Source organism: uncultured Tateyamaria sp., assembly GCF_947494755.1.
Classification (GTDB): domain Bacteria; phylum Pseudomonadota; class Alphaproteobacteria; order Rhodobacterales; family Rhodobacteraceae; genus Tateyamaria.
The window spans coordinates 186,671-199,162 of record NZ_CANLVZ010000005.1; the positions used below are offsets into that span (position 1 = coordinate 186,671).

Here is a 12,492-nt window from a genome sequence, read left to right on the forward strand (position 1 = left end):
CGCTCAGTTCTGCATCACTGTGCCGCGCAACCGCAAGAACAGGCTCTCTTCATCATCATTCTTGAAGTAAGGCACGCTCGCGGGCGGGGCCGGATCGGTGAGGCGGGCGCTGATCTCGCTCAGTACGACTTCGGTGATAAAGGGCATGTCAAAGCGGCGCATATCTTCCAATGCGACCCATTGCAGATGCGATAACTCGTCCGAGGCCGCGCTGAAATCATCCGGGTCCGACGCCAGATCACCCGCATCAATCAGGAAAAACCGCGCATCAAAGCGGCGGGGCCGCCCCGGCGGGGTCAACGCGCGAAACACGAATTGCAACGGTGCGGCATGGGGCAAGTGTCCGGTGGCGGCAAAGCCCTCCCAATCGGGGGGTGGCGCATCCCATGTGCCGGGCCGACCCAGGACTTGGCCGGTCTCTTCGAATAACTCACGGATCGCGGCGACGGCCAGCGCCGGACCAATGTCCGCGGCGCTCTCCTCACGCAGCCGTTGGTCGTTTGGCGCGCTAAGCGTTGAACTCAGGGGGATCGCATGATCGCCTGCATCCACGGCTCCGCCCGGAAAGACGAACTTGCCCGGCATGAACACGGCCTTCGCCCCGCGCTGACCCATCAGAATGCGCGGCGACGTGGCGCGGTCGCGCAGCACGATGACGGTGGAGGCATCGCGCACTTGGGTCTTGTCGATGGGATCCGCTGTCATGTCTGCGCCTTTGATCTGTGATCCGGGGGCGTGTCGCTAGGTCTGTACGTGCCCGAACCCGCCCATTTGCCGGGCCCACTGAAAGGCAACAATCGCCCCCTTGAGCCGCGGCAGAAGGTACAGCGACAACCCCACACAGCCAACCGCAAAGATGGTGAACAGCACAAGTGGTTCCGGTCGCCATGTCACAAAAACAACGTGCAACAGCGGGGCCATCAGGTGTCCGACCAGCAGAATGGTGACATAGGCGGGCCCGTCATCAGCGCGGTGATGGCTGTAATCCAGCTTGCAGACCGGGCACGAAGGGGCCACCTGCAAATAGCCCTTGAGCAATTTGCCCTGCCCACAGCGGGGGCACCGGTTGCGCCAGCCCCGGAACAGGGCCGGGCGAAGCGGGTGCTGTGCTGCGCCGTCTGCGATGTGGTCGGTGTGCATGATCTGCGTCCTTGATGCCCGCGTGGCTCCCTAAATGGGCGCTGCGCGTGCAGAACGAAATGGTGCAAAACGTCCTTGCGTCGCGATGTCGCGCGCCACCCCCCAAAACCAACAGCGAAATTTTTTCGACGGAATGCGGTGCGGGGCCCGTTTGATCGTCATGAGGCGCTCGGAGATGACCCTGACGCCCTCGATCCAAAAACGGAGAACAAGATGAAAAGCACAACCTATATCGCACTGGTCGCAACCATCGCTTTGGGCGTGAGCACAGTGCTGGCGATGGCCGCCAACCAGGGACCGGATTTCGGCACATTGGACACTGACGCCAACGGCGAAATCACGATGCAAGAGTTGCAAGCCCGCGCCGCCGCCCGGTTTGACGAGGCGGACACGAACGCCGACGGCTTTCTGGACCAGGCCGAGATCGAAGCCCGCGCCGCCGCCCGCAGCGGCGACCGCGCCACCAAGATGATCGAACGGATGGATGCAAACGCGGATGGCAAATTGTCACCCCAAGAGATGCAGAACAAACGCCGCAACCCCGCCCGCTTCTTTGAGCGCATGGATGCCGACAACAATGGTGCCATCAGCGAGGCCGAATTTGAAGAGGCCCGTGCCAAGATGCAGGACCGTCGCGCCAAGCGCATCAACAAGAACTAAGTACCAGAGCTTGGCCCGCCCCTTGCACAAGGGGTTGGGCCAAGGCTACGCCGGACAGATGACCATGCCGCTTGATACCAGCCCCGACACGGATGATGCCGCGTTTCTTGCGCGATACGGTCGTGGGGATGCGGCGGCGGCGCGTAGTCTCACGGTGCGCCTTGTCCCGCGTGTCCACGCTCAGGCCTACCGGATGCTGGGCGATGCGGCCGAGGCCGAGGATGTCGCCCAGGAGGCGATGATGCGGCTGTGGAAGATCGCGCCCGACTGGCGTGAGGGCGAGGCGAAAGTCTCGACCTGGCTGTTTCGGGTGGTGGCCAACCTATGCACGGATCGTCTGCGCAAACGCCGGGGCGGCAATGTCCCGCTTGAGGATGTGGCCGAACCCGCTGATCCCACCCCCTCGGTCGAGGCGAACATGCAGACCCGCGCCCGGCAGGATGCATTGCGCGCCGCCCTTGCAGAGTTGCCCGAACGCCAGCGTAATGCGGTTGCGATGCGCCACTTTGACGGGGCCTCGAACCCTGAAATCGCTGCGGCCCTGTCGATCAGCACCGAAGCAGTTGAAAGTCTGACCGCACGGGGCAAACGCGCCCTCGCACACGCACTGAAAGGGCAGGCCGATGCCCTTGGATATAAAGGATGACGGATATGACCCGCCCCCCAGACCGCCGCGATGATGCGGCTTGGCTTGACGAGATGCTGGATGAGATGGCCGGGTCGGATGTGCCCGCCCCCGCGCCGGATCTGATGGCCCGTGTTCTGGCGGACGCAGTTGCGCAGATGCCCCCGCCGGGCGGCGCGCCCGCCTCTGCCCCGCTCTGGCGTCAGATCGTGCGCGGCCTTGGCGGGTGGAGCGCTGTGGGCGGTCTGGTGGCAGCGGCGGCCACGGGCTTTGTCGTGGGGCTTGGGGGGCTTGAGACAGTTGGTGCAGACGCGCTCTGGTCGGATACATATTATGACAGCTCAACTGCGCTCGACGCATTTGGCTGGGATTACGAGGAGGGCTGAGCATGAATGACTCCCCCGAACAACGACGCTGCCCGGTGTGGGTGAAGGTCGCGTTGGGCCTATCGCTCGCGCTTAATCTGGCGGTGGCGGGCCTGGTGACTGGCCTTGCCTTGCGCGCTGGCGGTGGGCCGGGGGGCGCGCGAGCGCCCGGCATCGGGTATGCGCTGCCCTATGTCGTGGCGTTGCCACGCGAAAGCCGGCGCGCTGTTTTTGATGCGGTGCGTGAGAATCCGGCCTTGCCGGACCGTCGGGCACGGCGCGCGGATTATGCAGCCATGGTCGGTGCCTTGACGCAAGACCCCTTTGATCGGGGCGCGGTGCAGGCCATTCTGGAGCGCCAGCAAAATGGTGTAGCAGGCGTGCAGCGTGCCGCCCAATCCAAGTGGCTGGATGTGGTTGCCGCCATGCCCGCCGAGACGCGCGCGTCTTATGCTGCGCGGATCGAAGAGGTTCTGAAACGTGGCCCGAAGCGGTCCAACCGCGGCCCTAAACCCTGAGGTTTCAGGCCGCTGGACGGCTGAGCGTGACCCTGTCGCGCCCTTTGGCCTTGGCCCCGTACAGCGCCTTGTCCGCCCGGTCGAGCAGGGTTTCGGGGCTGTGCGCCGACGTTTGTGCGGCCCGGTTGGTGGGATCATAGACCGTCATCCCCACGGAGATGGTGGCCGGGATGCCCACGGGCTGTCCCGGCACCTCAAACGCGGTGTCGCGGATCACACGGCACAGCCGTTGGGCCGCCTTCTTCGCATTGGCCAGTTCTGCGCCCGGCAGGACGATTAGAAATTCTTCGCCCCCGATGCGGGCCACAAGATCAACCGCCCGCAGGTTTTCGCGCAGCCGTGTGGCCGTTTCCACCAGCACCGCATCACCCGCCGCATGGCCGTGGGTGTCGTTGATCGCCTTGAAGTGGTCCATGTCGGCCACCATCACGGCAAAGGGCTTGCCGGTTTGGGCCGCCCGTTCGGCGATCCGCGCCAGATGCGGCATCGCATAGCGGCGATTGTGCAGCCCGGTCAGCGGATCGATCACCGCGGCCTCAATGCCACTGCGCACCGTGTCGCGCAGCGCATCCGTCATCCGCTTGCGCGTCAACTGCGCCGCGAGCCGCAAGGCAAGTTCGGCAGGGTCGCGGTCAAAGGCCATAAGGTCATTAGCCCCCATATCCAGCAATTGCGCCCCAAGTCGCGCATCCGGTTCGATCAGCACGGCCAGAATGGCGCTGTGGCGGGTGTCGGCATGGCTGCGGATCGTGGCCAACAGGCCCAGCATGTCGCCCCCCGTTCCGGGTTCAACTACCAGGATGAACGCATCCGGGGCGTGGCCGGGGCTGTGATCACTGACCGCATCCCCCGGCAGGCACGTGCTGAGCGTGGCGGTGGATTTGCGCCCCAAGGCCGGACGCCACAGCTCGATACAGGTCGGATCGTAAGAGACGATGCGCGCATGTTGGGCCGGGCCGAAATGCGCGTTGGGTTCCGCAAAGCCAAGTGCCCGCGAGGTGCCATCGCGCAGTTTCCATTCGCTGGCCGACGCATAGGCTCGGATCACACTGCGGGCACGGGCCAGCAGCAACATATCCTCGACCGGCTTGGGCAACACATCATCAACGCCCGCAGCCAGCAATTGCAGCCGCGCTGCCGGGGCATCATCGCTGCTCAGCACGATCATCGGCACTTTGCCCGCAAGGCCCGCCTTGCGCAGCCGCGCCATCAGGCGCAGTGGCCCGCCATCCGGCAACGTATCGGCGCACAGGATCAGGTCCGGCGTCGATTGGGCGATGGCCCGCATCGCGTCCGCCACGCTGTCGGCCTGGGCCATGTCATAGTGATTGGCTGCAAGTTTGACGCGCAGGACAATGCGATTTGTCGCGATGGGGTCTATGACGAGGACCTTGCCATGCATCTTATGTGTCCAATTCCAAACAATTAACGTACGTTTGTTTTTTGTTGGTTTAGGTTAACAAAGGGTTTCGAAATGGCCGGGAAGGGCTTTTGACATGGCGATGTCGCAAGAATCCGCCGAAGTGATCGGCTTAAAAGCGCTGGCATGGCTGGCGTCCCACGAAGAATTGCTGCCCGTCTTCCTTGGCGCGACCGGTGCAAACGAGGCTGATGTGCGCAGCGGTGCAACCGATCCGGCGTTTCTGGGGGCGCTTCTGGACTTTGTGATGATGGACGACGCGTGGGTGCGAGAATTCTGTGACGGGGCCGGCTTGCCCTACGAGCAGCCCATGATTGCACGTATGTCTTTGCCCGGCGGCGGTCAGGTGCATTGGACATGAGCGCGCCGGTGCGCGGCATCATCTTTGACAAGGACGGTACCCTATTCGATTTCGGCACCACGTGGGAGGCGTGGGCCGCCGCCTTCCTGCTGAACGCGACCGACAATGACACCGTGCGGGCGACCAAGATTGGCCATGCCATCGGCTTTGATCTGGCCAAGCGCAAGTTTCGCCGCGACAGCCTGGTGATCGCCGGCACGGCTGGTGAAATCACCGACGCCCTGTTGCCGCATTTTCCGGGCATGGGGCGCGACGCGATGCTGAACATGCTGAATGCCGAGGCCGAAGTCGCGCCTCAGGCCGAGGCCGTCGCACTGGCCCCGTTCCTGCAAGGCTTGCGCAGGCGCGGCCTGGCCCTTGGCGTTGCAACGAATGATGCCGAAAGCCCGGCACGCGCGCATCTGCAGGGGGCGGGTGTCGTCGATCTGTTCGATTTCGTCGCTGGCTTTGACAGCGGCCATGGCGGCAAACCGGCCCCGGGCCAATTGCTCGCATTTTGCGCGCAATGCGGGCTGGAGCCTGTCGATGTGATCATGGTCGGCGACAGCTTGCATGATTTGCGTGCGGGGCGCGCGGCTGGAATGCGCACTCTGGGTGTGTTGACAGGCATGGCAAGCGAGGCCGACCTTGCCCCTCTTGCCGAGACGGTCCTGCCTGACATCGGGCACATCCCCGCTTGGCTCGATCAGCAGGGCGTTTGAGGCAAACGGCACTCCGTCCCTGAAAAACGACACTTCCGGTCGCTATTGGCAATGTGATCCGCCGCCCGCTGCGCTGTCTTGGTGCGACACCAAGGCAAGAGGGCGATCACATGAGCGATACCGGTCAAAGGCGCAGAACACGTGGTGGCGGACGGGCAGGGGCCGCTGCACGACGCGGTGGGGCCGTGATCGAACAGATGCCGTGGAACCCGCCGATGATGATCGACGCCCCGATTGAGCCGCTGAAACCCGAAGGCGTCGCTGCGATCCATGACGGTGCAATGCGCATCCTCGAAGAGATCGGCGTGCAGTTCCTGAACGAAGAGGCCCTCGGGATCCTCAAAGAGGCGGGGTGCAAGATCGATGGTGACATCGTGCGCATGGACCGCGATTTCGTGATGGAGATGATTGGCAAAGCCCCGTCCGAGTTTACGCTGACCCCGCGCAATGAGGCCCGCAAGATCACCATCGGCGGCAATCACCTGACGTTCGGCAACGTGTCCTCCCCTCCCAACTATTGGGATATGGAGATCGGGACCAAGGTCGCGGGCACCCGCGAAATGTGCGCCAACCTGCTTAAGCTTACCCAGTATTTCAACTGCATCCACTTTGCAGGCGGCTACCCGGTGGAGCCGGTCGATATTCACGCCTCGATCCGGCATCTGGACGTCGTCTATGACAAGCTGACGCTGACGGATAAAGTCATGCACGCCTACTCGCTAGGCAAGGAGCGGGTCGAGGACGTGATGGAGATGGTGCGCATCGCAGGCGGCCTTACCCATGAGGAGTTCGAGGCGAGCCCGCGGATGTATACCAACATCAACTCGACCTCACCGCTGAAACATGACCACCCGATGATTGACGGATGCCTGCGGCTGGTGCGGCGCGGGCAGGCGGTGGTCGTGACGCCGTTTACCTTGGCGGGTGCGATGGCCCCGGTGACGATGGCGGGGGCGGTGGCCCAATCGATTGCCGAAGGGCTCTGTGCGATTGCATTGTTCCAGTACGTCGCGCCGGGCTGTCCCTGCGCGATTGGGACGTTTACCTCAAATGTGGACATGAAGTCGGGCGCGCCCGCCTTTGGCACCCCTGAATACATGCGCGCGACGCAAATGACCGGCCAATTGGCGCGGTTTTACGGGTTGCCTATGCGCTCGTCGGGGGTGTGCGCGGCGAACGTGCCGGACGGGCAGGCCATGTGGGAGACATCCAACAGCCTGTGGTCGGCGGTGCATTCGGGCACCAACATGGTTTACCATGCCGCCGGCTGGCTTGAGGGCGGGTTGATCGCAAGCCCCGAGAAATTCATCATGGATTGCGAGATTTTGCAGCAAATTCAGCGGTATCTGGATCCTTCGATCACCTCGACGGCACCTGACGACATCGCACTCGATGCGATCAAGTCGGTCGGCAATGACGGGCACTTTTTTGGCATTCAGCACACGCAGGATCGCTATACGACCGCGTTTTACCAGCCCTTCCTGAGCGATTGGAAAAACTACGAAGGATGGGAGGTCGCGGGGGGTATTTGGACGCCCGAACGGGCTCACGTGATGTACAAAGACATTCTCGCCAATTTTGAAGCCCCCGAGATGGACGCAGCCATTCACGAAGAACTTGTGGCCTTTGTCGAACGGCGTAAAGCCGAAGGGGGCGCGCCGACCGACTTCTGATGAGGTCCCGAAAAATAGCTCAAATTGCATCTGTTATCTGAATATTTAGAGCTGACCGTGCATGTATGGCGCGAAGATTTGGGATATCTGCGCGATGCATGGTCTGATCAATAGGGCAATCCAGTGCTTTGTCACTGACAGTTACGGCGCTGACAAATGGGTCGAAGCGACCCGTGTGGCCGACCTTGATTTCGTCGAATTCGAGGCGATGTTGACCTATGATGATGACATTACCCCGGCTTTGCTCGACGCGGTCAGCGATGTTCTGGACCGTCCCCGCGACGAGGTGATGGAGGATATTGGCACCTATCTGGTATCCCATCCCAATGTGGAGGCGCTGCGCCGTCTGTTGCGTTTTGGCGGGGTGACCTTTGTCGAGTTTCTGCACTCTCTCGATGATCTGCCGGATCGTGCGCGCCTTGCGGTGTCCGATCTGAACCTGCCGCGTATCGAATTGCGCGACCATTCCCCCACCCAGTTCAGCCTGATCTGCCAAAGCCCTGTCGCGGGATATGGTCACGTGATGATGGGCATATTGCGCACCATGGCGGATGATTACGGAACGCTGGCCATGCTCGAACATACCGGGGCTGGCAACGGGGTCGAAACGATCTCCGTCTCTCTGATCGAAACCGAGTTTGCGGAAGGCCGGGTGTTTGACCTCGGCGCGCGTGCCTCATGAGTGATGTCGGCCAAATGTACCAGACCTTGGATGTCTTGTGCCCGATGCATGTGGTGTTGTCGGCGACCGGTCATGTGACCCATGCCGGGCCAACGGTGCAGAAGCTACGGCCTGATACGGCCATGATCGGGCGTCGGTTCCTCGAAATTTTTGACCTCAAACGCCCGCGGGCGATCTCGACAATGGACCAGTTGCGCGATACCGCAGGCACAAAGTTGCATTTGCAGCTGCGCGATGCCCCCCAGACCGAAGTAAAAGGTATTCTGGTGCCAGGGTTTGCGCCGGATCATAGCATCGTGAACCTGTCCTTTGGTATTTCCGTTGTCGATGCGGTGTCGGACTATGCGCTGAGCAGCGCTGATTTCGCGGCCACGGATCTGACGGTGGAAATGCTGTATCTGGTCGAGGCAAAGTCGGCCGCCATGGACGCCTCGCGCAAGCTGAACCTGCGGTTGCAAGGCGCGATGATCGCCGCCGAAGAACAGGCGTTTACCGACACGCTGACGGGGCTGAAAAACCGCCGGGCCATGGATCATGTGCTGGCCCGTCATATCCAATGGGACACGCGCTTTGGTCTGATGCAGATCGATCTGGACTGGTTCAAAGCGGTGAACGACACCCTCGGCCATGCGGCAGGAGATCATGTGTTGCAGACTGTGGCCCGCGTCATGGTCGAGGAAACCCGTGAAACAGACACCGTGGCCCGTGTCGGTGGTGATGAATTCGTGATCATCCTGCCCCATGCCAAAGGGCCCGATAGCCTGCTGAGCATCGGTCGGCGCATCATCAAACGACTGTCCCGACCGATCCCCTTTCAGGGGGAGGAGTGCAAGATTTCAGCCAGCATAGGCGCCGCGGTCTTTGAGCCGGAATCAGGCCTGACAGTGGCGGAGATTCTCGACAATGCGGATGTGGCTTTGTACGCCTCCAAGCATGGCGGGCGCAGCCAACAGACCATTTACCACCCGGACCTGCGCGCACAGACACACAACCTCGCGCCGCCGGTCGGGCGCGCCGATACCCGGACCGCGTAGATCGCAGGACATTGGCAGGCCTGAGGCTTTGCCACCGTGGACGATGAGTCGGCCTTGGATCGGCAAATTCCAAGGCGCGCCCCATTTCCATCCGGCTCCGTTTGCAGGATGTTTTGACCGTTGTGGTCTTTGATCCCTGTAAGTATTTGATGCGCCTTCGTGATGAGCGCGGTTTGCCGGACCAACCATTCCCGCAAAGTGTCAGGATATATTTACACTTGAAATTGTAAGTTTTTGCTGACACTCTGGCTGGTACAGTGTGTGTTTAGAGGCGACAGGACCGGGGCATGGCAAGCCTGATTCTGGCGCAAAGCTTCGAAACACGGAGGAATGAACGTGGCGGATAGTGACGACAAAGTGTGGCCGACGGGGCTCACGCTTGAAGAGGCTGAGGAAGTCCACAGCTACCTCATCGATGGGACGCGCGTCTTTGGCGCAATTGCCCTTTTGGCCCACATCTTGGTCGCTGTGTCGACCCCGTGGTTGGGATAGGGGAGTCCTCACATGAACAATGCAAAAATGTGGTTGGTCGTAAATCCAACAGTTGGTGTGCCGCTGTTTCTGAGCGCGGTTGCGGTCGGATCCTTCGCGGTTCATGTCGCAGTGCTCAGCAACACATCCTGGGTGTCTGACTTCTTGTCGGGCAACGAACTGGGCTCGGGTGACGAGGTGTCTGCAAGGCTGCTGCCGAATGCGGACACAGATGTGGCCAAGGCGACTTACGTCGTGCCCGGCGCGGATGGGTCACGTGAAGTGACGATCATCATGTCCGATGGCACGCCCGTCAAAGCGATCCTGCAACCATCTGAGTTGCATGCCGCGTCAGGCGCAACGCCACTGATCTCGCAATAAAACACATCAGCCCGCGCTGTAGGCAGGGCGGGCTGAGCACGTCCAGGGGCGGGCGCGCGACGCGCGGCACGTCGGAATATGGCGGACCACGCATGTTCGACTATCGTACATATGCAACGCGGAAATTGGCGGCTGTTGGCCCCAAATATCTGCCGTTTGCGGATGTGGCGAGTGACGAGGTCCCCCTGTCGCGTCTTTTACGTTTGTCGTTGTTTCAGGTCACTGTCGGGATGGCGTTGGTGTTGCTTGTCGGCACGCTGAACCGGGTGATGATCGTTGAGCTGTCAGTGCCCGCGACGCTTGTGGCGTTGATGCTGGCACTGCCTTTGATATTTGCGCCGCTGCGGACCCTGATCGGTTTCAAGTCGGACACCCATGTCTCGGCCCTTGGCCTGCGCCGCGTGCCCTATATCTGGAAGGGCACATTGCTGCAATTTGGCGGCTTTGCGATCATGCCCTTCGCGCTGCTTGTGCTGTCGGGATATGGCGAGGCGGTCGATGCGCCCCGCTGGATCGGATACAGTTCTGCGGCGCTGTCGTTTCTGCTGGTGGGGGCCGGGGTGCACATGGTGCAGACCATCGGCTTAGCTTTGGCCACTGATCTGGTCCCGCAAGAGGATCACCCCAAGGTCGTTGGACTGATGTATGTCATGTTGTTGCTTGGCATGGTCGCGAGTGCGCTGGTTTTTGGCGCGCTGCTGGAGACCTACACGCCGGGCCGGTTGATCCAAGTCATACAGGGGGCGGCCGTCGCGACGGTTGCGCTGAACATGTGCGCCATGTGGAAGCAGGAGGCCCGCAATCGCCCCCGTGCAGCTGCCATGAAGGCCGCGCAACCCGTTGAATTTACACACGCCCTTTCCAGCCTTATCAAGGCCAAGGGCATGACCTGTTTGCTTGGCGTGATCGCCCTGGGCACATTCGGCTTTGGTATGGCGGATGTCCTGCTGGAACCTTACGGCGGACAGGTTCTGGGCCTGTCGGTGGCGGGCACGACCAAGCTGACCGCACTCTTGGCAGCCGGAACACTTTGCGGCTTCGTGCTGGCGGCGCGCAATCTGGGGCAGGGCGGATCGCCCACCCGGTTTTCCATGATCGGGGCGGCCATCGGTATCCCCGGGTTCCTGGCGGTCATTGTGTCGGCGCAAGGCTTTGGCATCCCGTTGTTTCTCGCAGGCACGCTGGCCACCGGGATTGGCGCGGGCCTGTTCGGACACGCCACTTTGACTGCGACCATCCGCAACGCGCCCAAGGACCGCATCGGCCTCGCGCTTGGCGCGTGGGGTGCCGTGCAGGCGACGGCGGCGGGCATCGGCATTGCTTTGGCCGGGATTGTGCGTGATGTCATTGTGGGCTGGCACGGCGATGTTGGACGCGCCGCGCAAACGCCCTACACTTTGGTATTCATGATAGAAATCGTGTTTCTTGTATTGGCCATTCTGATCTTGCTGCCGACCTTGAAACGCCCTTTACGACCTAATGATCGGCTGGAACTGTGCGCGCCTGCTGAACCGACAAACCAAAATTCAAACCCGGTGGAGGTTCCATGACCAATATTATCTCACGTGTATTCGAGGATGAGGCCGCAGCCCGCTATGCGGCCGAACGGATCGTGTTTCGCGGGGTGCCAAGCCGTGACGTCAAAGTGATCGCGGGCTCGGATGCCGAGGCCACGAACGCCAAGATGGCCCAAGCCGAAGTGGATGACGGCACGATGAGTGCATATGCTTCGGCGCTGGAGAAAGGGCAGGCCGTTCTTGTCGTGCGGGCCACCTACAAACCGCTGACAGCGGCCACGGTTGTGCGCGATCTGCTGTCCAAGATGGACACCATCGATGTTGGCGATGTGGTCGAGGATTACTACCGTGTCGATGGCCCCGAGGTCGCCTCCAGCGTGCTCAAAGAGCATCCGCTCTTCCTGACGGTGCGGTTTGACCGCACGGGGTATTCCGGTGGGCCGGTCACCAAGGGTCTTGGGTGGCGCATGCTCAGCCAGCGGCGCGCCCGCACCTCGGCCATTCGCGGCGGTGGGTTCAAGTCGCGCGTGTTCTGGCCGATGCCCCTTTTGTCGACCAAACAGCGCAAGAAGTCCGTTATCAGCGGCGGGCGATACATGTCCAAGGCGTTCTGGCCAATGGCGCTTTTGTCGACGAAGCCCCGTTCGAATTCGGTGATAAAGGGCGGTGATTTGCCCTTGTCGCGTGCCTTGGGTTGGCCTGCCGTCAGCTGATCACACCCCACATCTTTCGAGCGGCGTACCCATCGGGGCGCGCCGCTTTTTCATGCGCTGCGTCAAAGGCTTATGCGCGCAGCGTCTAACCCGTTGGTCATCTTGAGTTGTGCGGAAAGATGCAATTGGCATCCCGTAGGGGAATCGAACCCCTCTTTCCAGGTTGAAAACCTGGCGTCCTAACCGATAGACGAACGGGACACAAACTGTGAGCGGTGAGATAGGCGTTTC

The 12,492-nt window shown here is 61.6% G+C and carries 16 protein-coding genes and 1 tRNA gene; 13 read left to right on the forward strand and 4 right to left on the reverse strand.

Features of this window, described 5'->3' with window-relative positions; all coding sequences use genetic code 11:
* Nucleotides 1–3: 3 nt before the first annotated feature.
* Entirely contained in the window at nt 4–705 is a 702-nt protein-coding gene (locus Q0908_RS08350) for an NUDIX hydrolase (RefSeq protein WP_299282901.1), read from the reverse strand.
* Nucleotides 706–741: 36 nt separating this feature from the next.
* Nucleotides 742–1,140 carry a DUF983 domain-containing protein gene (locus Q0908_RS08355; protein ID WP_299282904.1) on the reverse strand — a complete coding sequence of 133 codons (399 nt, stop codon included), beginning with the start codon at nt 1,138–1,140 and terminating at the stop codon, nt 742–744.
* A gap of 213 nt (nt 1,141–1,353) precedes the next feature.
* Between Q0908_RS08355 and Q0908_RS08360 the strand changes: the two genes are divergently transcribed.
* From Q0908_RS08360 to Q0908_RS08375, 4 genes are read left to right on the forward strand one after another with little or no spacing between them, the layout of a single operon-like run.
* Entirely contained in the window at nt 1,354–1,800 is a 447-nt protein-coding gene (locus tag Q0908_RS08360; protein ID WP_299282906.1) for an EF-hand domain-containing protein, read from the forward strand.
* A gap of 58 nt (nt 1,801–1,858) precedes the next feature.
* Nucleotides 1,859–2,446 carry an RNA polymerase sigma factor gene (locus tag Q0908_RS08365; protein ID WP_299283159.1) on the forward strand — a complete coding sequence of 196 codons (588 nt, stop codon included), beginning with the start codon at nt 1,859–1,861 and terminating at the stop codon, nt 2,444–2,446.
* A gap of 5 nt (nt 2,447–2,451) precedes the next feature.
* A complete protein-coding gene (locus Q0908_RS08370) occupies nt 2,452–2,811 on the forward strand; it encodes a hypothetical protein (RefSeq protein WP_299282908.1) in 360 nt (119 codons plus the stop codon).
* A 2-nt stretch (nt 2,812–2,813) separates the two neighbouring features.
* Entirely contained in the window at nt 2,814–3,308 is a 495-nt protein-coding gene (locus Q0908_RS08375) for a periplasmic heavy metal sensor (protein WP_299282911.1), read from the forward strand.
* Between the two features lie 4 nt (nt 3,309–3,312).
* Here the strand turns inward: Q0908_RS08375 and Q0908_RS08380 are convergent, their stop codons facing one another.
* Nucleotides 3,313–4,710 (reverse strand): diguanylate cyclase, encoded by a 1,398-nt coding sequence (locus Q0908_RS08380; protein WP_299282914.1) that lies wholly within the window; start codon nt 4,708–4,710, stop codon nt 3,313–3,315.
* A gap of 94 nt (nt 4,711–4,804) precedes the next feature.
* On the opposite strand from Q0908_RS08380, the gene Q0908_RS08385 reads away from it, so the two are divergent.
* The 9 genes from Q0908_RS08385 (at nt 4,805) to Q0908_RS08425 (ending at nt 12,261) form a co-directional block, all read left to right on the forward strand.
* Nucleotides 4,805–5,089: a DUF3572 domain-containing protein gene (locus Q0908_RS08385; RefSeq protein ID WP_299282918.1), complete on the forward strand. Its 285-nt coding sequence runs from the start codon at nt 4,805–4,807 to the stop codon at nt 5,087–5,089.
* Nucleotides 5,086–5,790 carry an HAD family hydrolase gene (locus Q0908_RS08390; protein ID WP_299282921.1) on the forward strand — a complete coding sequence of 235 codons (705 nt, stop codon included), beginning with the start codon at nt 5,086–5,088 and terminating at the stop codon, nt 5,788–5,790. The genes Q0908_RS08385 and Q0908_RS08390 overlap by 4 nt, the downstream gene beginning before the upstream one ends.
* A gap of 110 nt (nt 5,791–5,900) precedes the next feature.
* A complete protein-coding gene (locus tag Q0908_RS08395) occupies nt 5,901–7,463 on the forward strand; it encodes a trimethylamine methyltransferase family protein (RefSeq protein ID WP_299282923.1) in 1,563 nt (520 codons plus the stop codon).
* 94 nt (nt 7,464–7,557) lie between these two features.
* The gene (locus Q0908_RS08400; protein ID WP_299282926.1) at nt 7,558–8,145 is read left to right on the forward strand and encodes a heme NO-binding domain-containing protein; all 588 of its coding nucleotides are present in this window, start codon (nt 7,558–7,560) and stop codon (nt 8,143–8,145) included.
* On the forward strand, nt 8,142–9,179 hold the full coding sequence (locus tag Q0908_RS08405) for a GGDEF domain-containing protein (RefSeq protein WP_299282929.1): 1,038 nt from the start codon (nt 8,142–8,144) through the stop codon (nt 9,177–9,179). Before Q0908_RS08400 ends, Q0908_RS08405 begins: the two co-directional genes overlap by 4 nt.
* A 330-nt stretch (nt 9,180–9,509) precedes the next feature.
* A complete protein-coding gene (gene pufB, locus Q0908_RS08410; RefSeq protein ID WP_299282931.1) occupies nt 9,510–9,671 on the forward strand; it encodes a light-harvesting antenna LH1, beta subunit in 162 nt (53 codons plus the stop codon).
* A 12-nt stretch (nt 9,672–9,683) separates the two neighbouring features.
* Nucleotides 9,684–10,031: a light-harvesting protein gene (locus Q0908_RS08415; RefSeq protein WP_299282934.1), complete on the forward strand. Its 348-nt coding sequence runs from the start codon at nt 9,684–9,686 to the stop codon at nt 10,029–10,031.
* A 92-nt stretch (nt 10,032–10,123) separates the two neighbouring features.
* The gene (locus tag Q0908_RS08420; protein ID WP_299282937.1) at nt 10,124–11,581 is read left to right on the forward strand and encodes a PucC family protein; all 1,458 of its coding nucleotides are present in this window, start codon (nt 10,124–10,126) and stop codon (nt 11,579–11,581) included.
* Nucleotides 11,578–12,261 (forward strand): hypothetical protein, encoded by a 684-nt coding sequence (locus Q0908_RS08425; protein WP_299282940.1) that lies wholly within the window; start codon nt 11,578–11,580, stop codon nt 12,259–12,261. Before Q0908_RS08420 ends, Q0908_RS08425 begins: the two co-directional genes overlap by 4 nt.
* Before the next feature lie 126 nt (nt 12,262–12,387).
* On the opposite strand, the gene Q0908_RS08430 is transcribed toward Q0908_RS08425, so the two are convergent.
* Nucleotides 12,388–12,462, reverse strand: a tRNA-Glu gene (locus Q0908_RS08430).
* Nucleotides 12,463–12,492: the final 30 nt, after the last annotated feature.

What these genes read in the sequence shown, in the direction of transcription:
- Q0908_RS08350 (WP_299282901.1), bottom strand. Translation starts at nt 705, where the DNA reads ATGACAGCGGATCCCATCGACAAGACCCAAGTGCGCGATGCCTCCACC.
- Q0908_RS08365 (WP_299283159.1), top strand. Translation starts at nt 1,859, where the DNA reads ATGACCATGCCGCTTGATACCAGCCCCGACACGGATGATGCCGCGTTT.
- Q0908_RS08385 (WP_299282918.1), top strand. Translation starts at nt 4,805, where the DNA reads ATGGCGATGTCGCAAGAATCCGCCGAAGTGATCGGCTTAAAAGCGCTG.
- Q0908_RS08405 (WP_299282929.1), top strand. Translation starts at nt 8,142, where the DNA reads ATGAGTGATGTCGGCCAAATGTACCAGACCTTGGATGTCTTGTGCCCG.
- Q0908_RS08360 (WP_299282906.1), top strand. Translation starts at nt 1,354, where the DNA reads ATGAAAAGCACAACCTATATCGCACTGGTCGCAACCATCGCTTTGGGC.
- Q0908_RS08355 (WP_299282904.1), bottom strand. Translation starts at nt 1,140, where the DNA reads ATGCACACCGACCACATCGCAGACGGCGCAGCACAGCACCCGCTTCGC.
- Q0908_RS08400 (WP_299282926.1), top strand. Translation starts at nt 7,558, where the DNA reads ATGCATGGTCTGATCAATAGGGCAATCCAGTGCTTTGTCACTGACAGT.
- pufB (WP_299282931.1), top strand. Translation starts at nt 9,510, where the DNA reads ATGAACGTGGCGGATAGTGACGACAAAGTGTGGCCGACGGGGCTCACG.
- Q0908_RS08415 (WP_299282934.1), top strand. Translation starts at nt 9,684, where the DNA reads ATGAACAATGCAAAAATGTGGTTGGTCGTAAATCCAACAGTTGGTGTG.
- Q0908_RS08395 (WP_299282923.1), top strand. Translation starts at nt 5,901, where the DNA reads ATGAGCGATACCGGTCAAAGGCGCAGAACACGTGGTGGCGGACGGGCA.
- Q0908_RS08375 (WP_299282911.1), top strand. Translation starts at nt 2,814, where the DNA reads ATGAATGACTCCCCCGAACAACGACGCTGCCCGGTGTGGGTGAAGGTC.
- Q0908_RS08425 (WP_299282940.1), top strand. Translation starts at nt 11,578, where the DNA reads ATGACCAATATTATCTCACGTGTATTCGAGGATGAGGCCGCAGCCCGC.
- Q0908_RS08390 (WP_299282921.1), top strand. Translation starts at nt 5,086, where the DNA reads ATGAGCGCGCCGGTGCGCGGCATCATCTTTGACAAGGACGGTACCCTA.
- Q0908_RS08380 (WP_299282914.1), bottom strand. Translation starts at nt 4,710, where the DNA reads ATGCATGGCAAGGTCCTCGTCATAGACCCCATCGCGACAAATCGCATT.
- Q0908_RS08370 (WP_299282908.1), top strand. Translation starts at nt 2,452, where the DNA reads ATGACCCGCCCCCCAGACCGCCGCGATGATGCGGCTTGGCTTGACGAG.
- Q0908_RS08420 (WP_299282937.1), top strand. Translation starts at nt 10,124, where the DNA reads ATGTTCGACTATCGTACATATGCAACGCGGAAATTGGCGGCTGTTGGC.